This is a genomic window from Brevundimonas sp., assembly GCF_030682035.1.
In the GTDB taxonomy this organism is placed as follows: Bacteria; Pseudomonadota; Alphaproteobacteria; order Caulobacterales; family Caulobacteraceae; genus Brevundimonas.
Map to the genome: position 1 here is coordinate 1 of NZ_JAUXQZ010000027.1, position 17,693 is coordinate 17,693.

Genomic DNA, 17,693 nt, shown 5'->3' on the forward strand with positions numbered 1-17,693 from the left:
CTGGGCCGAGGCGGTACTTGAGCGCGTAGACACGACGGCCAGTCGGATAGACCCGCAGGAAAAAGCCCTTGAGGTCGGTATCCCAAAGGCGGCTTTCCCCCGCGGGCGGAACCGGGGTCGCATCGACCGTGCGCTTGGTGATGCGCGCCTTACGACTTTGCATTTGTGATCCTGGAACGCCTTGAGCGGGGTCGTGACCGATTCCCGATACCGCATAGATACCACGGCGGACGAAACTCGCCGATACCGAAAGATCCCTACGACGGCGCTATATGAGCAATTACTACATCAAAACAGCGTATATCTGGGACGCATGGAAACACGTCGCCACCTGCAGAAATCAATCACCCTCACATTGACATCGAGGGGGTCACAGGTTCAATCCCTGTCGCGTCCACCATTCCCTTCCCAATGACATGGCATGCGTTGAAGAAGCCGCTCCGCGGCGGCGTCACAAGGCCCGACGGCTCTACACGTCCGGGTCGCGCAGAGCCAGGGTCGCGAACAGAGCCGTCATCGCAAACAGTCCCCCTGCGGCGAATGTCGCCGGAGCACCCAGGCCGGCCCACAAGGCGCCCGCCAGCACGCTCGCGATCAGTAGACCGACACCGGTCGCGAGATTGAATATCCCGAACGCCGTCCCTCGAAGGTTGGAAGGCGCGGCGTCTGCGACCAGCGTGGCGAGCACCCCCTGGGTCAGGCCCATGTGAAGGCCCCAAAGGGCGACTCCCACCAGCACGCCGGGCAGGTTGGCGTTCAGCGCGAGCACTACATCAGCGACAAGGAGAACCCCCATCCCAACGACCAGCAGTCGTTTTCGACCGATCCGGTCTGAAAGGATGCCGGCCGGAGTCGCGGCGACGGCGTAGACGACGTTCATGATGACCAGGACGACGGGAACGAGAGCGACCGCCAATCCCACGTCCTGCGCTCGCAAAATCAGGAACGCCTCGCTGAACCGCGCCAGCGTGAAAACGCCTCCGACCCCGACCACGGCCCAGAACGGGGCGCCCATATCGCGCACTTCGCTCCACCGGATCGGCGCCCGCACAGCCCCCGGCTCGCGCGCTCTCCTGGGTTCCTTCACCGCGAAGATGAGCAAGAGCACCGCGACCATCGCCGGGACCACCGCCCATGCGAACACCGCGCGAATGTCGTTGGCCAGAACCACCATCAGCCCGATGGCGATCACCGGCCCCGCGAAGGCGCCGATGGTGTCGAGCGACTGCCGTAGTCCGAATGCCGCTCCCCGTGCGTCGGGAGGAGCGAGGTCAGCGACCAGGGCATCCCTCGGGGCGCCGCGTATGCCCTTGCCGATGCGATCCGCGAAGCGGGCTCCGAACACTTCGAAGGGCGTGACGGCCAGAGGAAACACCGGCTTGGTCAGGGCGCCGAGGCTGTAGCCGATCACCGTCAGCATCTTGCGGCGCCCCAGCCGATCGCTCAACCAGCCCGAAAACACCTTCACGATCGAGGCCGTCGCTTCCGCGATCCCTTCGATGATCCCGACCAGCATCGCGCTGGCTCCAAGGGCGCCGACCAGAAACACCGGCAGCAGGGCATGAATCATCTCCGAAGAGACGTCCATGAACATCGACACCAACCCCAGCGCCCAGACGCCACGCGGGACGGACTTCAAGCTCTTGAGCATGCGAACTCCGGTCAAGCCCCGGCCCCATAGCAGCACCAGGCTGGGCGTCGCGTCTTGTAGCAGACCATGGTCGGAACCGCTCCGGGAGCGTGGCCGCCCGACTACAGAGCCGGTCGTGGATGGTCTTTGAGAGCGTTGTGAGCCCAGTCCGTTCCCGGACTCCGCTTCGCTTTGTCACCGGCGGCGGCGCGCGGTGGCCTCTCGACTGGACCCGGCCCGCCGGCGCGGGCAATGGAGACGTATGACTTTTCCAACCCCCTCCCCCGCCGACTGGCGCGGTCTGGCCGAAAAGGCGCTGAAGGATCGGCCGCTGGAAAGCCTGGTGCATCTGGATGCCGACGGGTTGGCGATCCGTCCCCTGTATGCCGCGGCGACCGGCGGCGCGGCGATCTCTGCGCCCCGGCCCCTGGATTCAGACGGTCGGCCTTGGGACGTGCGGACCCTGGTCGAGGGCGACGAGGCGGGCGCGGTCAATGCGGCGGCCCTGGCCGATCTGGAAGGCGGCGCGGCCTCGGTGCTGCTGAAGGGGGCGGTGCTGGCGGATTCCGAACCGCTGGCCCGCGCGCTGGACGGCGTGGCGCTGGAGCTGGCGGCGGTCGGCCTCGACGCCGGGCTGGACGGGCCGGAGGCCGCCAATGCGCTGGCGGTGGCGGCCAAGGGCTCGCCGCGCGCGAAGCTGATGTTCCACATGGACCCGCTGTCGGCCTTCGCCGAGGCCGGGGCCGCGCCGCGGGCGATCGAAGAGCATCTGACGCTGGCGGCCAATACGGCGGCGCGCCATGCGGGGGCCTATCCGGAGGCCTCCTTCTTCCTCGCCAGCGGCCGGGTCGTGCATGAGGCCGGCGGCTCGATCGGGCAGGAACTGGGGTTCGTCGCCGCCAACGCCGTCGCCCTGCTCCGCGCGGCGGTCGCGGCCGGGATGAGGCCTGAGGCAGCGCTGACGGGGACGGTGCTGGGCGTTTCGCTGGACCAGGAATATTTCGACGGCCTCGCCAAGGTGCGGGCGCTGCGGCTGATGTGGCGGTCGATCGGCAAGGCGTTCGGCATCGAGACCCCGGCCGTGATCGAGGCGCGGTCGTCGCGGCGGATGCTGGCGGCGCGCGACCCGTGGCCAAACCTGCTGCGGCTGACGGCGGCGGGGTTCGCCGGCGCGGTCGGCGGGGCGGGCGCCGTTGTGCTGGACGGCCTGTCGCGGGCCAACGGCCGTTCAGACGCCTTCGCCCGGCGGCAGGCGCGTAATACGCAGGCGGTGCTGTTGGAAGAGGCCCATCTGGGTCGGGTCGATGACCCGGCGGCCGGGTCGTGGTTCCTCGATGCCCGTACCCGCGATCTGGCCGAGGCCGGCTGGGCCGAGTTCCAGCGCATCGAGGGCGAAGGCGGCCTCCTCACCTCCCTGCGCGCCGGCGGTGTTCAGGACCGTATCGCCGCCGCCCGCGCCGAGCGCGAGGCGGCCCTCGCCGGGGGAACGGCGCAGCTCGTTGGCGTGACCAAATTCGTCGATCCCGAGCCGCGCCCCGCACCGTTCGAGCCGGAGGTGGCGACGCTGCCACAGACCGGCGGCGACGCCTGCGACCCGCTGAACCCGGTCCGGTTCGCCGCGCCGTTCGAGACTCAAGCGTGGGAGGGCGGCCGATGACCTTTCCCGACTTCTCCAAAATCCCGCTCGACCTCGGACCCACCGGCGCCGGCCCGGCCCGTGACGCATGGAACACGCCCGAGGGCCTGACCGTCGAAACGGCATATGGCTCGGAGGCCATCGAAGGCCTCGACTTCATCCACGGCCTGCCCGGCTTCGCCCCCTATGTGCGCGGTCCCTATCCGACCATGTATGCGGGCAATCCCTGGACCATCCGCCAGTACGCCGGCTTCTCGACCGCCGAGGCGTCCAACGCCTTCTACCGCCGCAACCTCGCCGCCGGTCAGAAGGGGCTGTCGATCGCCTTCGATCTGGCCACCCACCGCGGCTACGACAGCGACCACCCGAGGGTGAAGGGCGACGTCGGCATGGCCGGGGTGGCCATCGACAGCATCTACGACATGCGCACCCTGTTCGACGGCATCCCGCTGGACCAGATGTCGGTCTCCATGACCATGAACGGCGCCGTCCTGCCGATCCTGGCCCTCTATGTCGTCGCGGCGGAGGAACAGGGCGTCAGCCACGCGGCCCTGACCGGGACCATCCAGAACGACATCCTCAAGGAGTTCATGGTCCGCAACACCTACATCTATCCGCCCGAACCCTCGATGCGGATCGTGTCGGACATCTTCGCCTGGACCGCCCAGCACACGCCGAAATTCAACTCCATCTCGATCAGCGGCTACCATATGCAGGAGGCCGGAGCCTCCGCCGATCTGGAGCTGGCCTATACCCTGGCGGACGGGGTCGAATATCTGAAGGCCGGGGTCGCGGCGGGCATGGACGTGGATCGGTTCGCCCCGCGCCTGAGCTTCTTCTGGGCCATCGGCATGAACTATTTCATGGAGGTGGCCAAGCTGCGCGCCGGCCGCCTGCTGTGGGCCGAGGCCGTCTCGAAATTCGGCGCGAAAGACCCCCGCTCCCTGTCCCTGCGCGCTCACTGCCAGACCTCGGGCTGGAGCCTCGCCGCCCAGGACGTATTCAACAATGTGCCCCGCACCATGGTCGAGGCCATGGCGGCGGCGGGCGGCCAGACCCAGAGCCTGCACACCAATGCGCTGGACGAGGCCCTCGCCCTGCCGACCGACTTCTCGGCGCGGATCGCGCGCAACACCCAGCTGCTGCTGCAGATGGAAACCGGCCTGACGAAGGTCATCGACCCGTGGGGCGGCAGCTTCTACGTCGAGCGCCTGACCCATGAACTGGCGAGCAAGGCCCGCGCCCTGATGGCCGAGGTCGAGGCCTTGGGCGGCATGGCCAAGGCCATCGAGGCCGGGGTGCCCAAGATGCGGATCGAGGAGGCCTCGGCCCGCACCCAGGCGCGGATCGATACGGGCCAGCAGACGGTCGTGGGCGTGAACCGCTACCTGTCCGACGCCGTAGACGACATCCCCATGCTCAAGGTGGACAACGCCGCCGTGCTGACGGCCCAGATCGACAAGCTGAAGCGGCTGCGGGCCGAACGCGACGAGGTGAAGACGCAAGCCGCTCTGGACGCCCTGACCGAGGGCGCGCGCGGCACGGCCAATCTGCTGGAGTTGTCGGTGCAGGCCGCGCGGGCCTATGCGACCGTGGGCGAGATATCCGACGCGCTCGAGGCCGCCTTCGGCCGCCATGTCGCGACGGTGAAAACGGCCCGCGGCGTCTATGCACGCGAGGCCGGAAACGATCCGAAGATCGCCCGCGCCCGCGACATGGTCGCCGCCTTCATCGACAACGACGGCGGCCCGCCGCGCATCCTGATCGCCAAACTGGGCCAGGACGGCCACGACCGCGGCCAGAAGGTCATCGCCACCGCCTATGGCGATCTGGGGCTGGAGGCCATCGCCGGTTCGCTGTTCCAGACGCCGGAGGAGGCCGCGCGCGAAGCGGTCGAACGCAACGTCCACGCCGTCGGCGCCTCATCGCTGGCGGCCGGACACCTGACCCTCGTGCCCGAGCTCAAGGCGGCGCTGGAGAAGCTGGGCCGCCCCGACATCATGATCGTGGTCGGCGGCGTCATCCCTCCGTCGGATGTCCAGACCCTGATCGACATGGGCGCGGCCGCCGTCTATCCGCCCGGCTCGGTCATCGCTGACACGGCCATCGACCTGATCGAAAAGCTCAACCAGCGCCTCGGCTACGCCCAGAAGGCCTGAAGGCTGACTGACGGCATAAATGAAGTTGCCGGCCGCCCCCTCAGCCGACCCGGACTTTAGGGCCGGTTCTGGCGGGGCATGGCGGCGACCTCTTCGGCCGTCAGCGCGCGACTGATCCGGGCACGACAGACCCCAGCGGAACCGGGCACGCTGATGCGGGCGTAGTCGCCGACGCAAAGGCGATCCCCGACCGGCGTATCCGCGGTCATCGCCATCGAGTTGGTGAAGTCCAGACCCGGGCAGCCACCGGTGCTTACCTCATAAACGATGTTGTCGTTGGCGCGCACATAGACGACGCCCGGCCCGTCAGCGCGGAAATTGCGGATGACGGAGGCCTGAAAGCATTGGCGCGGGCCAGCCGTCCGGGCACCGTCGGCGCCAGTGGTTTCCATGGCCGGCGCGCAAGCGCCGAGAGCAAGCACGAGCCCAACGGAAACGTGCGGTCGGATATGCATAACGATCTCCTTCAAGCCCTAGTACGCGCATCGTCTCGCAAGGCCTCTGGCCGCGCAAGCTACTGGGTGGAAAATCGCGCCGGATCGATCCGTTTCGAGATCTCCGCGGGCAAAGGCGACGGAGCCCCGGTCGCCAGGGCTGCGACATGCTCGGCAAGCAGGGGCGCGACGCAGAAGCCACGCGAGCCCAGCCCGCCGAGAACGAACAGGCCCTCGGCGCCCGGCACGGCGCCGGACAACGGCAGCCGATCCGGCGTGGTCGCCCGTACGGCGGTCCGCGCCTGCCCCGGCCCCGCCGCGGCGATCCGCGCCGCCAGCCGGGGAAGACGGGCGGCGACCGTCGCCAGATTGCGGGCGCCGGCCTCGTCCGACGGCCCGCCGTCGATTTCGGCGCGGTCGTGGGTCGCGCCGAACAGCAGGCCGGAGCCGGTCGGCGCCGCATAGCCGCCCCACGCCACGGATCCGGCCTTGACGCCCTCAACCCAGTTCGCCTGACCCCGGACCGGGGCCAGCGGCAGAGCCGAAGCCAGCCCGGCGGTCCCCCAGCCGGCCGCGACCACCACGATGTCAGCCTCGAGGATCACGGCGCCGGCCTCATCCAGCAGCCGCCAGCCGCCGCCCACGGCCTCGATGCGCCCGACCGTCGCAGTGATCCGGTCAGCCTCGTCCAGCCAGGCGTCGAGCGCGGCGCCCGGCCGGATCGCCACGGCGTCGCGCATCCACAGGCCGCCGCTCTCGACGGGTTCGCCGAGCAGGTCGGCGCAGGCGGCCGCGTCGCGAAGCTCCATGGCCCCCTCGGCCCAGACCGGTTGGGCCGTGACCCTGGCGAACCGGGCGGCGTCGCGCGGCGTCTGTTCGAGCTGAAGCACGCCTGTTTCGATCACTGCGCCCGGCGTGGCGGCGTAGAGGACCGCCGCCCGCGTCAGGGCCTGGGCGTACAGGGCGGCGATGTCCCGGTCCCCGGCGTCAAAACGGGGCGTCACCAGGGCCACCGGAAAGCCGGAGGCCCCCGCGCCGGGCCGTTCGGCCTCGATGACGGTCGCCCGCACGCCAAGCGCCGCAAAGGCCCGCGACAGCGCCGCCCCCGCGATACCGGCCCCGATCACCGCCACCGACGGCGTCAGGTATGGCGTAACGGGGGCCTCGGGCAGGCGCGCTTCCAGCCGTTCGCGCTTGCGGCCGTGGCCGGGCCGTTTCTCGACGGCGAAGCCCCGCTCCGCCAGGCCCCGGCGCACTGAACCGGCGACGGTGAAGCTCGCGACCCCGGCCCCCCGTGCGGATCGCGCGGCGATCCCGTCCAGCACGACGTCCGACCACATCTCCGGATTGGTCGATGGAGCAAAGCCGTCGAGGAACCAGGCGTCGGCCTGCCCCGTCCACTGCGACAAGGCCCAGCCGACGTCGCCGATCGCGAGATCGAGCGTCGCGTTGAACCCGGGCAGGTCGAGACGGTGAAATCCCGGCGTCGCTTCCGGCCACACGTCCAGCAGCGCCCGGGCCGCCTCCGCCAGTTCGGGCCAGACGCCAAGGGCGCGCGCCGCCTCCGCGCGGCTCAGCGGAAAGCCCTCCGCCGAGAACAGACTCAAACGACCATCGGCCGGGCCCTCGCGACGCCACAGGTCCAGCAGGGCGACAATGTTCAGGCCCGTGCCGAAGCCCAGCTCGGCCACACAGAAACGGCGACGTCCCTCCCACGCCGTGGGCAGGCCGCAACCGGCGAGGAAGACCGCCCGGGCCTCGGCCAGCCCATCCTGCTGCGAGAAATAGACATCGTCGAACCGCCCTGAACGGGGCGAGCCGTCCTCGGTCCAGATCAGGCGGGGCGCGCGGTCTTCAACCATTCGCCACGGCCTATACAGGTCGCGCCCAAGCGCAATTGAAAAGGGCCGCCCCGAAGAGCGGCTCTTGTCCGTGAGAGGTATCCGGCAGTCAGCGCCGGACTGTTTGGCTAGTGGGCGGCCGCCGGGGTGGCGGCGGCCGGTGCAGCCACGGCGGCGTCAGCAGCCGCCGGCGCGAGTTCTGCCGCGGCGGCGGCGTCGGCGGCGGCCTGGGCGTCAGCGGCGGCCTGATCAATGGTGGTGTTGGCGGCGGCCGGATCAGCGACGCCGGCGGCTTCGACCGCTTCGGTCGCGGCGCCGTCGGCCTTGTCTTCGGCCTTCTGGCAGGCGGTCAGGGCAAGCGCGGCGGAGGCGGCGACGATCAGGGCTGCGATGCGCATCGGATGGCTCCTTGGATTCAGTGGACGGGGGGATTCAGTGGACGAGTGCGTCCCGTGGAACCTGGATACCGACCGTCGGCGAGCCCCCGCAAGTTAAATAGCGCCCACGTTTGGCGCGGCGCGGTCGACGAGACAACGAAAAAGGGCCGCCCCTTCCGGGACGGCCCTTCCTTCATCAGACCCGAAAGCCCGAATGATGTTCGCTCAGATTAGTGAGCGGCCGGGGCAGCGGCGTCGGCGGCCGGGGCGGCAGCGGCGTCGGCGGCCGGAGCAGCGGCGTCGGCAGCCGGAGCAGCAGCGTCAGCAGCCGGAGCCATGGCGGCGTCGGCAGCCGGGGCTTCAGCAGCGGCGTCGACGGCCGGAGCTTCTTCAGCCTTGTCGGCGGCGGGGGTGCAGGCGGCCAGGGCCAGAGCGGCGACCGAAGCGGCGACCAGAGCGGTGATGCGCATAATTTTATTCCTTCAGAAGGGTCATACGAGGTCATGAACTCCTCGCCGTTCCGGGATAACGGGAACGTGAGCGAAAGCCAAGCCAAATTCTCACGTATTCGTGAACCATCGTGACCCAAGGGAAAGTTTCCCGCCTCTGTCTGACCGGCTTCCGGACCCTGAAACCCCGCTATTGCGGCGGCGGACTGCTCGCCGGAGAGGTCGTGGACGGCTCGGGCGGCAGGGTCGGCGGCGTTTCACCCGGTACGACTGTTCCGCCCGAGTCCGCCGGCGGAAGCGTCTCCGGCTCAACGGTTGGCGCCTCGACGGGGGCTGTAGTCGCCGAATCAGTCGCCACTTCGGCTGCGGGATCGGCCGTCGCGCCCGCATCGCGGTCCGAACAGGCGGTCAGGCAGACCGCGCCGACGGCGAAGGCGGTGATGGTCCTGATGCTCATGGAATGATCCTCCGGACGATCGCCCTGCAGATCAGCCCGCGCGCGATCGAGCCAATCTCTAACCGGCGAGGTTCGGAGACGTTCCCGCGACCGTGATCTCCGGTGAGGATCGGTGACCGGCCTGTGAGATCAGGCTTCCACCGTCGTCCCTGAGAGCGACTCCTCCATCTCAAGGAAGGACGGTTGGGCCGAGGACGGAATGTCGCCACGGCCGATCTCGACGGAGATCTGGGCGGCGTTGCCGTGCAGGTGGGCCACCAGGACCGACTGGATGATCTTGTAGAAGGCGCCGTCGCCGTCGACGATCTCTTTCAGGCGCACTGCTATCGGCCCGACCAGCCCATAGGCCAGAAAGACGCCCAGGAAGGTGCCGACCAGGGCGCCGCCGATCATGCCGCCGAGGATTTCCGGCGGCTCGGTGATCGAGCCCATGGTCTTGATGACCCCCAGAACCGCCGCCACGATGCCCAGCGCCGGCAGGCCGTCGGCCATGTTCGTCAAGGCGTGCGCCCCGGCCAGACCCTCGTGGTGATGCTTTTCCAGCTGCTTTTCCATGGCGTCCTCGATCTGGTGGGGATCCTCGAGGTTCATGGTCATCATCCGCAGGGTGTCGCAGATGAAGTCCGTGGCGAAATGGTCCTTCAGCACCTTGGGATATTTCTGGAAGATGGTGCTTTCCGCCGGCTTTTCGATGTGGCTTTCGAGGGCGATGACCCCCTTGGACTTCATCGTCTTGGTCAGCTGGAACAGCAGGGACAACAGATCCTTGTAGTCCTGCCTCTTCCATTTCGGCCCTGCGAAGGCCTTGCCGAAGCCGGCCAGGGTCGACTTGATGGTGGTGACGCTGTTGCCGATCAGGAAGGCGGCCACGGCCGCGCCGAGGATGGCCATCAGCTCATAGGGCAGCGAATGCAGCACGACCGCCATCTTGCCGCCTGACAGGATGTAGCTGCCGAACACCATGGCGAACAGCAGGACGATGCCGATAATCTGGAACATGGGAGGGCGATCGATCCTGCGCGCGAGATACGCGGACCTTCGCCGTTAATGATTAAGGGGCGGTTGCGAACCGCCACGTGCTACAGCCGGGTTTCGCCGGTTATGATGGCGGTGCGGGCGGCCTCGGTCAGCTTGGCGTAGCCGTTCTTGCCGCCCCGGACATAGAGCGGGCCGTCGATCTTGTCCGGTTCGAAGCCGTCGGCGACCAGATCGATCTTCTTGTATTTGAAGGTTCCCGTGGTGTCGGCCGACTTGATCAGGCGGACAAAGACCGGCCGGGCATAGGCCGGGAGTTCCTGATCGACCCAGTCAGCGAAGGCCCGGGCGCCGAAGCGGCCGTCGATCACCAGGGCGACCATCCCCGCCTTTCCGTCATGTCCTGGAACCGGCACGCCATAGGCGATGACTTCCTTGACGCCGGGGCCATCGGCCAGCCGCTGTTCGACCTCGGCGGTCGAGACGTTCTCGCCCTTCCAGCGGAAGGTGTCGCCGATGCGGTCGATGAAATAGACGTAGCCTTCCGGGTCCTGCTTCATCAGGTCGCCGGTGCGGAACCAGCGGTCCCCGCGCACGAAGACGTCGCGCAGGATCTTCTTCTCGGAGGCGGCCTTGTCGGCATAGCCGGAGAAGGCATGGCGGGGATCGTCCCCGATCTGGCCCAGCGCCTCGCCCACCTCGCCGGCCCTGGCCAACCGACACAGGCCGTCGGAGCCGCGTACAGGCTCTTCGGTGTCCATATCGAACCGGACGAGCCGGAAATTGATCTGCTTTTTCAGAAAACCCGGCACGCGGCCGATCGCGCCGGGCTTGCCGTCGAAATTGAATACCGAGACATTGCCCTCGGTCGAGCCGTAGAATTCCAGGATGTCGGGGATGGCGAACCGCTTCTGGAAATCGGTCCAGACGTCGGGCCGCAGGCCGTTGCCGAAGGCCAGCCGCAGCGAATGCGACCGCTCGTCCGGGCTCTCGGGGCAGTTGACCAGATAGCGGCACAACTCGCCAATATAGACGAACAGGGTCGCGCCCGAGGCCTTCACATCCGGCCAGAAATTCGTCGCCGAGAATCGCTTGCGCAGCACCAGCTGTCCGCCGTTCAACAGGGCCGGACCGACTCCGACCAGCCCGCCGGTCGAGTGATAGAGCGGCAGGACGTTGAAGGTGACGTCCTTTTCGGTCGCGGCGGTCGCCCCGGCGAAGGCGCGCATATAGGTGCGGGCCCGGGCGTGGGTGATTCTCGCCGCCTTGGGCATGCCGGTCGTGCCGGAGGTGTAGATGTACAGGGCCGTGTCGCGGTTGGTCAGGCCCGAGCGAGCCGACCGGGCGGGCCGCACGGACGAACCGCTGCGCACCGGCTTGTCCAGTCCGCGCCGTTCGTCGGCCTCGTCCTCGTCGCGGAGCCCCAGCACCCAGAGCATCAGGTTGCGTCCGGACAGGACCCGTGCGTCCTCGACCCGCTTCCAGCAATCCTCGTCCGTCACCACCTGGGAGGCGTTGGAGATAGACAGACAGTGGGCCAGGGCGTGGCCGGTCAGATTGGTGTTGATCAGGGCGGTGGCGACGCCGACCTTGGAGAAACCTATCCAGGCGGCGATGTATTCGGCCCGGTTCAGCATCACCAGGGCGATGGTGTCCCCGCGCTTGAGCCGGCGGCTCTGAGCCCAGTGGCCGAAGCGGTTGGCCATGGCGTCGAGCTCGCGATAGGTCACCGTCCGCCGGTCGTCCTTGATCGCCACCCGGTCCCCGAACCGGTCAACCGCCTCTTCCCAGTCGTCGCAGACCAGATCGGAGCTATCCAGCTCGATCGGCTTGATGCGCTTGAGCAGACGACGCAGCCCCTTGGCGAAACGCATGTTGCGCTTGATGTTCGCCACCAGACCCATCGTCGTCGTCACTCCGCGGACAGCCGCCCGTTCCTTGGTGATGGACAAGCCGCCGGTCGCGGTCAACCGGCAGGGGAATCACAGGGACGTTTCAGGGCAAAAGACCGCCGGTTTGCGCGCGGGCGTGGCGCCGATGCGGCGGTGACGCGGACGAACCTGCCGAAGTCTGACAGCCGCTTGTGGAACGCAGCACGGCAAGGCTTAATCACCAAACGCGGATCGGCGGCGTGGGGCCGGATCGATCCTCGGGGGAATATACCGATGAAATACCTTCTGACCGCCGTTTGCGCCCTCGCCCTGGCCGGGCCCGTCGCGGCCCAGGACTACAACGCCGAGCCCAACTACGGCACCATCAGCCTGGCGCCTGGCTTCCAGCCCGATCCGCATCTCGTCAGCCTGCGCGCCGGCGGCGACATCAACGCCTCCAGCGCCGGCGTCGGCTGTGCCGGCTACATCACCAACGCCCCGGACTTCCGCTTTCAATGGGATGGCAAGGGTTCGCTGAACATCAAGATCTCGGTGCTGTCCAAGGCTGACACCACCTTGGTGGTGAACGGCCCGAACGGCGAGTGGTACTGCGACGACGACATGGGCGAGGACAACAACCCGCTCGTCACCCTGGGCTCCGTCTCCGGGCGCTATGAAATCTGGGTCGGCACCTATTCCAGCGGCGATCCCCAGCCTGCCGTGCTGTCGATTTCGGAACTCACCAACTTCTGAGGCCGACTTCCCAGTATTGATTGAGCATAAAGCTGCACCGTTGCCGCCTCAAATGCGGCGGCAACGGTGTTTCTTCAAGGCAAAACAAGAATCGCGGAACTGCGGTCTCACGGACTTGTTTCTTCCATGAGATTTTGGAGGAACCGAGATGTCCGTGACCTATCCTGCCGATCCGGCCAAACCCTATGGCGATCGTGTCGAGGCGCCGCTCGCCGACATGACCCATGATGAGCCCTTCGTCCCCGTCTATGCCCGTCGCGGCAAGGCGCGCGGCGGTCAGGGCAAGATCAGGACCTGGATGATCCTGACCCCCATAGCCGTACTTGCGCTGGGCGGCATCGGCGCCATGATGGTCATGAACGGCTCTGATGAGCCGTCCGCCCCGCTCGCCGAGCCGGCCGCGACAGGCCCTGTGTTGCCGATCGCGGCAACCGCGACGGCCCCAGCCGCGACGACCATGACGCCCCTGACCACCGCCTCGACGCCCGAACCGGTTGTGGCCGCACCCGTGGGTCGCGACGCCACCCCGCTGCGTCGCATCGCACCGGCTCCGACTCCGGCTCCGGCTCCGGCTCGCCGTGAAGCTGTCCGGGCTCCGGCGCCCGCCGCGACGCCTCGCGTCGTGACTCCGACCCCGACCGGCCCGCAGCCCTACACGCCTGCCCCGGCCGCGCCGTCGACCTCGACCCTGAACAGGGCGCCTGCAACCCCGGCGGCGACGCCCGCGCCGGCGCCGACGCCCCCGGTGATCATCGTCGAACCGGTCGGCTGATCGCGCCTCAATCCTGAAACAAGGCCCCGGCGGATCGCTCCGCCGGGGCCTTTGCCTGTGCGGATCAGGCCGACGGTGAAACCCGCCAGATGACGTTGCCGACGTCGTCCGCCACCAGCAGAGCCCCCGCGCCATCGAACTGGACGCCGACGGGACGGCCCATGGCCTGATCCTGGTCGTTGAGGAAGCCGGTCAGAATTCCTTCCGGCGGCCCTGACGGAACGCCGCCGGCGAAGGGCACGAAGATCACCCGATAGCCGTTCCGGGGCGATCGATTCCACGAGCCATGCTGGCCCACAAAGGCGCCGCCGCGATAGCGGGCCGGAAACAGCCCGCCCTCGCCGAACGTCAGCCCCAGCGACGCCGTATGGGCGCCCAGGGCGTAGTCCGGCCGCAGCGCCCGCGCGACCATGTCCGGATTGCGCGGCTCGATCCGCCTATCGACAGTCTGGCCATAGTAGCTCCACGGCCAGCCGTAGAAGCCGCCGCGGATCACCGAGGTCATGTAGTCGGGCACCAGATCATTGCCCAGCTCGTCGCGCTCATTGACCGAGACCCACAGCTTGCCGCTGTCGGGCTGCCAGGCCAGCCCCACCGGATTGCGCAGGCCCGAGGCGAAGACGCGGTCGGCGCCGGTGGCGATGTCGATCTCGTGGATGGCGGCGCGGCCCTCCTCCTCGGCCAGGCCGTTCTCGGCGATGTTGGAGTTTGAGCCGACCCCGACATACAGCCGCGTCCCGTCCGCACTGGCGACCAGGCTCTTGGTCCAGTGATGATTGCGCCCCGCCGGCAAGGCGACGAGCCGGCGCGCGGCCGCGGTGATCCGCGTCTGGCCGGCCTGATAGGGAAAGGCGACCACAGCGTCGGCATTGGCGACGTAGAGGGTGTCTCCCACCAGCGCCATGCCAAAGGGCGAGCTCAGGTTTTCAAGGAAGGCGGTCCGGGTCTCTGCCACGCCGTCCCCGTCGGCGTCGCGCAGCAGGGTGATGCGGTTAGCGCTGGGAGCCTTGGCGCCCGCCTTTTTCATGAACAGACCCTGGAACCAGCCCCGAATCCCGCCCGACTGACCCTCGGGTTTGGGCGGGGCGTTGGACTCGGCGACCAGAATGTCGCCGTTGGGCAGGCGATACAGCCAGCGCGGATGGTCGAGGCCCGAAGCGAAAGCCTGGACCCGGAACCCCTGCGCCGCCACGGGCGTGCGCCCTGCGGGCCAGCCGACGGCCTCGGCGACCTTGACCGTCGGAATGCGCTGCGCCGCGGGTTCGGGCAGGGTGGGGTTGGGGCCGTAACCAAGCGCGGGATCGAGCGCGGCTTCGTTGCCGCCGCAGGCGGCGAGGGTCAGGACAAGGCCGGAGACGGCGAGCAGGGACAGGCGAGGCATGACAGCTCTCCAGGACGACGGGATCAGAAGGCGGGGAACTCCAGACGGCTGACGTCGTAGCCCAGAGATCGGGCGCGGGCGACCAGCGCCTCGCGTTCGGCCGGACCCGGGAGCTCGCGGGTGTAGATCCACAGTTTGTCGAAGGTCGGATCGGCCGAGATGAACCAGCTGTAGTCCTCAGCGCGATCCAGCACCCAGTAGTCCCAGGTCACGAGGCCGCCGAAATAGCGGGCGCGCAGCTTGGCGTTCGTGCCGGGGTCAAGGACTTCACCGCGCGCGCCGACAGCCTTTTCGCGGCCTTGCGGCGTATCGACCTGACAGGTGTCGCGCACGTCTACCCGGGTCGGACTCACGATCACATAGTGGGTGGCGCCGGCGACGCAGCCGTCGGTCAAGCCCATCGGCAGCCGCGCGATCTCCAGCCAGCGGCCCGAGTAGAACCGCTCCAGATCGACGGCCCTGGCCGGCTGCGGGGCGCGGACCTCGTCCGGCGAGGGGGCGGTGACGCAGGCGGCAAGGCCGAGCGACAGGCACATTGCGAGGACGACGGCGGGAAGGCGCATGGCGAGACAGGCTCCGGCTGCGAATGAACAGCGGATATACGGCGCAGGTTCCGCCGGGATGCCTTCTGTCGAGGATTCAGGTGAGGGGGTTGAGATCCCGTGGCGGACGGATGCGCCGGAACCGCGCCTCGATAAAGGAGAAGGCCCCGAAAGCGACAAAACCGAAGGCTCCGAGCGCGAGAATCCACGGCCCGGCGGGTTGGCGCTCGATCATCTCCAGCGCCGCCCCGAAGCTGGTCACGTCCGACGCCTGTGATTGAAGACCCGCGACGACGACCAGACCAGCCAGCGGCAGATAGGCCAGACCTCGCGCCATATGACCGGCGCGCGCCAGCGGGGCCACCCGCCGACAGGTCTCCGCCGAACAGGCCAGATATTCCGTGAAGTCCTCGCGCCAGGCCCTGACGATATTGCCCGCGCCGATGCCGAAGATCGCCAGACCCGCACCGACCAGAAGCCAGTTCCCGAACGGCAGGGCCAGCACGGTCGCCGCCTGCTCCCGACTGCGGATCACACCCTCCACCGCGGGATCGCCTTCCGGCGCATGGACCAGAAGCTTGAAGGCCGCGAACGACAGGGCGGCATAGCTGAAGCCGCTGAAGGCCTGACTGAGGCGGGTGCGCAAGCCGTGGTGCGAGGTCCCTTCATGGTCGGCGTCGAAGACGGACTGCAGAAGCCGCCACATGACGAAGGCGGCCAGCCCCAGCCCGATCAGGAACATCCAGAGGCGACCGAGGGGACGCAGGACCAGCCAGTCGAGGGTTCCCTTGATCCCCACCGCGTCGCCAACGAGATCGACAGCGGCCAGCAGCACCAGTGTGCCGGCCGACAGATAGACGAAGCCACGCGCGCCGTAGCCGATGCGCGCGGCCAGTTCGAGCAGAACGTGCAGCGGCGGAACCCGTCTCAGAAGGGAGGAATGCGTTCGCCCCCTGTCGCCCAGACTGGCGAGGCGGGCGCGGAGAGTGGACAGGGGACTTGGCACGGCGACGGTAACTCGCAGCCGGGAATATGGCTCCGCTCGCCATTCCCGCCCTTGAGCTGACGCCGGCGGACGCATATCTGCCTGCCTCTGGGGAGGGGCGTATGCGGCCGGTGATTTCCATCCAGGGTCTGACCAAGACCTACAGGTCGGGCCTGCAGGCTCTCAAGACGATCGACCTGACGATCGGCAAGGGCGAGATCTTCGCCCTGCTGGGGCCCAATGGCGCGGGCAAGACGACGCTGATCTCCATCGTCTGCGGCATCGTCACCCCGACGACCGGGACGGTGACGGCCGACGGCCATGACATCCAGAAGGACTATCGCGCGGCCCGTTCGATGATCGGACTGGTGCCCCAGGAACTGACGACCGACGCCTTCGAGACCGTGCTGGCCACCGTCACCTTCAGCCGCGGACTGTTCGGCAAGGCCCCCGATCCGAAACATATCGAGAAGGTGCTGCGCGAACTTTCGCTGTGGGAGAAGCGCAACGACAAGATCATGACCCTGTCCGGCGGGATGAAGCGCCGGGTGATGATCGCCAAGGCCCTGAGCCATGAGCCCGACATCCTGTTCCTCGACGAACCGACCGCCGGCGTCGATGTCGAGTTGCGCCGCGACATGTGGAACCTGGTGCGCGGCCTGCGCGACAAGGGCGTCACCATTATCCTGACCACCCACTATATCGAGGAGGCCGAGGAGATGGCCGACAGGGTGGGCGTGATCCTGAAGGGCGAGTTGATCCTCGTCGAACAGACCGCCACCCTGATGAAGAAGCTGGGCAAGAAGACCCTGACGCTAAACCTGCAGGAGCCCCTGGCCGCCATCCCGCCGGAACTGGCCGAATGGGCGCCGACGCTGAAGGCCGACGGAAACGAGCTGGAATACGTCTTCGATTCCAACCTGGAGAAGACCGGCGTGCCGTCGCTGCTGCGCAAGCTGTCGGACCTCGGCATCGCCTTCAAGGACCTGCACACCAGCCAGAGCTCGCTGGAGGACATCTTCGTCAGTCTTGTCCACCGCGACACGGCGGCGGCCGCATGAGCATGACCTTCAACGGATACGGCGTCTGGGCCATCTACCGCTTCGAGATGGCGCGGGCCCTGCGCACGGTGTGGCAGTCGCTGGTCACGCCGGTGATCACCACGGCCCTGTATTTCGTCGTTTTCGGCTCGGCCATCGGCAGCCGCATGACCGAGATCGACGGCGTTCCCTACGGCGCCTTCATCGTGCCGGGCCTGATCATGCTGAGCCTGTTCACCCAGTCGATCTTCAACGCCTCGTTCGGCATCTACTTCCCGAAATTCACCGGCACCATCTACGAGCTGTTGTCCGCGCCCGTGTCGCCGCTCGAGATCGTCATCGCCTATGTCGGGGCGGCGGCGACCAAGTCGGCGGTGCTGGGGCTGGTCAT

General features: G+C 68.0%; 17 protein-coding genes and 1 tRNA gene. 7 read left to right on the forward strand and 11 right to left on the reverse strand.

What is annotated here, in order from left to right:
- Positions 1–307: 307 nt before the first annotated feature.
- Positions 308–400: transfer RNA gene (locus Q8K49_RS07805), tRNA-Val, on the forward strand.
- A gap of 69 nt (positions 401–469) precedes the next feature.
- On the opposite strand, the gene Q8K49_RS07810 is transcribed toward Q8K49_RS07805, so the two are convergent.
- Positions 470–1,651, reverse strand: a complete 1,182-nt coding sequence (locus Q8K49_RS07810) for an MFS transporter (RefSeq protein WP_305305185.1) — start codon at positions 1,649–1,651, stop codon at positions 470–472.
- Between the two features lie 241 nt (positions 1,652–1,892).
- Here Q8K49_RS07810 and Q8K49_RS07815 point away from each other — a divergent pair, with 241 nt between their 5' ends.
- Together Q8K49_RS07815 and scpA are read left to right on the forward strand one after the other, a co-directional pair.
- Positions 1,893–3,287, forward strand: a complete 1,395-nt coding sequence (locus Q8K49_RS07815) for a methylmalonyl-CoA mutase family protein (protein WP_305305186.1) — start codon at positions 1,893–1,895, stop codon at positions 3,285–3,287.
- Positions 3,284–5,425, forward strand: coding sequence for a methylmalonyl-CoA mutase (scpA, locus tag Q8K49_RS07820; protein WP_305305187.1), 2,142 nt, complete (start codon positions 3,284–3,286; stop codon positions 5,423–5,425). Before Q8K49_RS07815 ends, scpA begins: the two co-directional genes overlap by 4 nt.
- A gap of 56 nt (positions 5,426–5,481) precedes the next feature.
- On the opposite strand, the gene Q8K49_RS07825 is transcribed toward scpA, so the two are convergent.
- The 7 genes from Q8K49_RS07825 to Q8K49_RS07855 all read right to left on the reverse strand — a co-directional run bounded on the left by Q8K49_RS07825 (position 5,482) and on the right by Q8K49_RS07855 (position 11,862).
- Positions 5,482–5,880 (reverse strand): DUF6491 family protein, encoded by a 399-nt coding sequence (locus tag Q8K49_RS07825; protein WP_305305188.1) that lies wholly within the window; start codon positions 5,878–5,880, stop codon positions 5,482–5,484.
- A gap of 59 nt (positions 5,881–5,939) precedes the next feature.
- A complete protein-coding gene (gene mnmD / locus Q8K49_RS07830; RefSeq protein ID WP_305305189.1) occupies positions 5,940–7,721 on the reverse strand; it encodes a tRNA (5-methylaminomethyl-2-thiouridine)(34)-methyltransferase MnmD in 1,782 nt (593 codons plus the stop codon).
- Positions 7,722–7,828: 107 nt separating this feature from the next.
- Complete coding sequence (locus Q8K49_RS07835; protein ID WP_305305190.1) at positions 7,829–8,098, reverse strand: hypothetical protein; 270 nt, start codon at positions 8,096–8,098, stop codon at positions 7,829–7,831.
- Between the two features lie 209 nt (positions 8,099–8,307).
- Complete coding sequence (locus Q8K49_RS07840) at positions 8,308–8,547, reverse strand: hypothetical protein (RefSeq protein ID WP_305305191.1); 240 nt, start codon at positions 8,545–8,547, stop codon at positions 8,308–8,310.
- 169 nt (positions 8,548–8,716) lie between these two features.
- Entirely contained in the window at positions 8,717–8,983 is a 267-nt protein-coding gene (locus tag Q8K49_RS07845; protein WP_305305192.1) for a hypothetical protein, read from the reverse strand.
- Positions 8,984–9,112: 129 nt separating this feature from the next.
- Positions 9,113–9,982: a flagellar motor stator protein MotA gene (motA, locus tag Q8K49_RS07850; protein ID WP_305305193.1), complete on the reverse strand. Its 870-nt coding sequence runs from the start codon at positions 9,980–9,982 to the stop codon at positions 9,113–9,115.
- Between the two features lie 80 nt (positions 9,983–10,062).
- Positions 10,063–11,862, reverse strand: a complete 1,800-nt coding sequence (locus tag Q8K49_RS07855) for a long-chain-acyl-CoA synthetase (RefSeq protein ID WP_305305200.1) — start codon at positions 11,860–11,862, stop codon at positions 10,063–10,065.
- A 261-nt stretch (positions 11,863–12,123) separates the two neighbouring features.
- On the opposite strand from Q8K49_RS07855, the gene Q8K49_RS07860 reads away from it, so the two are divergent.
- Positions 12,124–12,582, forward strand: coding sequence for a peptidase S1 (locus Q8K49_RS07860; RefSeq protein WP_305305194.1), 459 nt, complete (start codon positions 12,124–12,126; stop codon positions 12,580–12,582).
- A 148-nt stretch (positions 12,583–12,730) separates the two neighbouring features.
- Positions 12,731–13,354 carry a hypothetical protein gene (locus Q8K49_RS07865; RefSeq protein WP_305305195.1) on the forward strand — a complete coding sequence of 208 codons (624 nt, stop codon included), beginning with the start codon at positions 12,731–12,733 and terminating at the stop codon, positions 13,352–13,354.
- 64 nt (positions 13,355–13,418) lie between these two features.
- On the opposite strand, the gene Q8K49_RS07870 is transcribed toward Q8K49_RS07865, so the two are convergent.
- The 3 genes from Q8K49_RS07870 to Q8K49_RS07880 all read right to left on the reverse strand — a co-directional run bounded on the left by Q8K49_RS07870 (position 13,419) and on the right by Q8K49_RS07880 (position 16,283).
- Positions 13,419–14,735, reverse strand: a complete 1,317-nt coding sequence (locus Q8K49_RS07870) for a sorbosone dehydrogenase family protein (protein WP_305305196.1) — start codon at positions 14,733–14,735, stop codon at positions 13,419–13,421.
- 23 nt (positions 14,736–14,758) lie between these two features.
- On the reverse strand, positions 14,759–15,298 hold the full coding sequence (locus tag Q8K49_RS07875; RefSeq protein WP_305305197.1) for a lipocalin family protein: 540 nt from the start codon (positions 15,296–15,298) through the stop codon (positions 14,759–14,761).
- 76 nt (positions 15,299–15,374) lie between these two features.
- On the reverse strand, positions 15,375–16,283 hold the full coding sequence (locus Q8K49_RS07880) for a DUF1206 domain-containing protein (RefSeq protein WP_305305198.1): 909 nt from the start codon (positions 16,281–16,283) through the stop codon (positions 15,375–15,377).
- Between the two features lie 101 nt (positions 16,284–16,384).
- Between Q8K49_RS07880 and Q8K49_RS07885 the strand changes: the two genes are divergently transcribed.
- Both Q8K49_RS07885 and Q8K49_RS07890 read left to right on the forward strand, forming a co-directional pair.
- Positions 16,385–17,323 (forward strand): ABC transporter ATP-binding protein, encoded by a 939-nt coding sequence (locus Q8K49_RS07885; protein ID WP_305305199.1) that lies wholly within the window; start codon positions 16,385–16,387, stop codon positions 17,321–17,323.
- A 2-nt stretch (positions 17,324–17,325) separates the two neighbouring features.
- Positions 17,326–17,693: ABC transporter permease (locus Q8K49_RS07890; RefSeq protein WP_305305201.1), on the forward strand; the 368-nt coding region annotated here is incomplete at its 3' end.

Excerpts from the sequence above, each read along its gene's own strand:
- Q8K49_RS07885 (WP_305305199.1), top strand. The coding sequence starts at position 16,385 with ATGCGGCCGGTGATTTCCATCCAGGGTCTGACCAAGACCTACAGGTCG.
- Q8K49_RS07875 (WP_305305197.1), bottom strand. The coding sequence starts at position 15,298 with ATGCGCCTTCCCGCCGTCGTCCTCGCAATGTGCCTGTCGCTCGGCCTT.
- scpA (WP_305305187.1), top strand. The coding sequence starts at position 3,284 with ATGACCTTTCCCGACTTCTCCAAAATCCCGCTCGACCTCGGACCCACC.
- Q8K49_RS07810 (WP_305305185.1), bottom strand. The coding sequence starts at position 1,651 with ATGCTCAAGAGCTTGAAGTCCGTCCCGCGTGGCGTCTGGGCGCTGGGG.
- Q8K49_RS07865 (WP_305305195.1), top strand. The coding sequence starts at position 12,731 with ATGTCCGTGACCTATCCTGCCGATCCGGCCAAACCCTATGGCGATCGT.
- Q8K49_RS07840 (WP_305305191.1), bottom strand. The coding sequence starts at position 8,547 with ATGCGCATCACCGCTCTGGTCGCCGCTTCGGTCGCCGCTCTGGCCCTG.
- Q8K49_RS07870 (WP_305305196.1), bottom strand. The coding sequence starts at position 14,735 with ATGCCTCGCCTGTCCCTGCTCGCCGTCTCCGGCCTTGTCCTGACCCTC.
- Q8K49_RS07815 (WP_305305186.1), top strand. The coding sequence starts at position 1,893 with ATGACTTTTCCAACCCCCTCCCCCGCCGACTGGCGCGGTCTGGCCGAA.
- Q8K49_RS07855 (WP_305305200.1), bottom strand. The coding sequence starts at position 11,862 with ATGGGTCTGGTGGCGAACATCAAGCGCAACATGCGTTTCGCCAAGGGG.
- mnmD (WP_305305189.1), bottom strand. The coding sequence starts at position 7,721 with ATGGTTGAAGACCGCGCGCCCCGCCTGATCTGGACCGAGGACGGCTCG.
- motA (WP_305305193.1), bottom strand. The coding sequence starts at position 9,982 with ATGTTCCAGATTATCGGCATCGTCCTGCTGTTCGCCATGGTGTTCGGC.
- Q8K49_RS07825 (WP_305305188.1), bottom strand. The coding sequence starts at position 5,880 with ATGCATATCCGACCGCACGTTTCCGTTGGGCTCGTGCTTGCTCTCGGC.
- Q8K49_RS07835 (WP_305305190.1), bottom strand. The coding sequence starts at position 8,098 with ATGCGCATCGCAGCCCTGATCGTCGCCGCCTCCGCCGCGCTTGCCCTG.
- Q8K49_RS07860 (WP_305305194.1), top strand. The coding sequence starts at position 12,124 with ATGAAATACCTTCTGACCGCCGTTTGCGCCCTCGCCCTGGCCGGGCCC.
- Q8K49_RS07845 (WP_305305192.1), bottom strand. The coding sequence starts at position 8,983 with ATGAGCATCAGGACCATCACCGCCTTCGCCGTCGGCGCGGTCTGCCTG.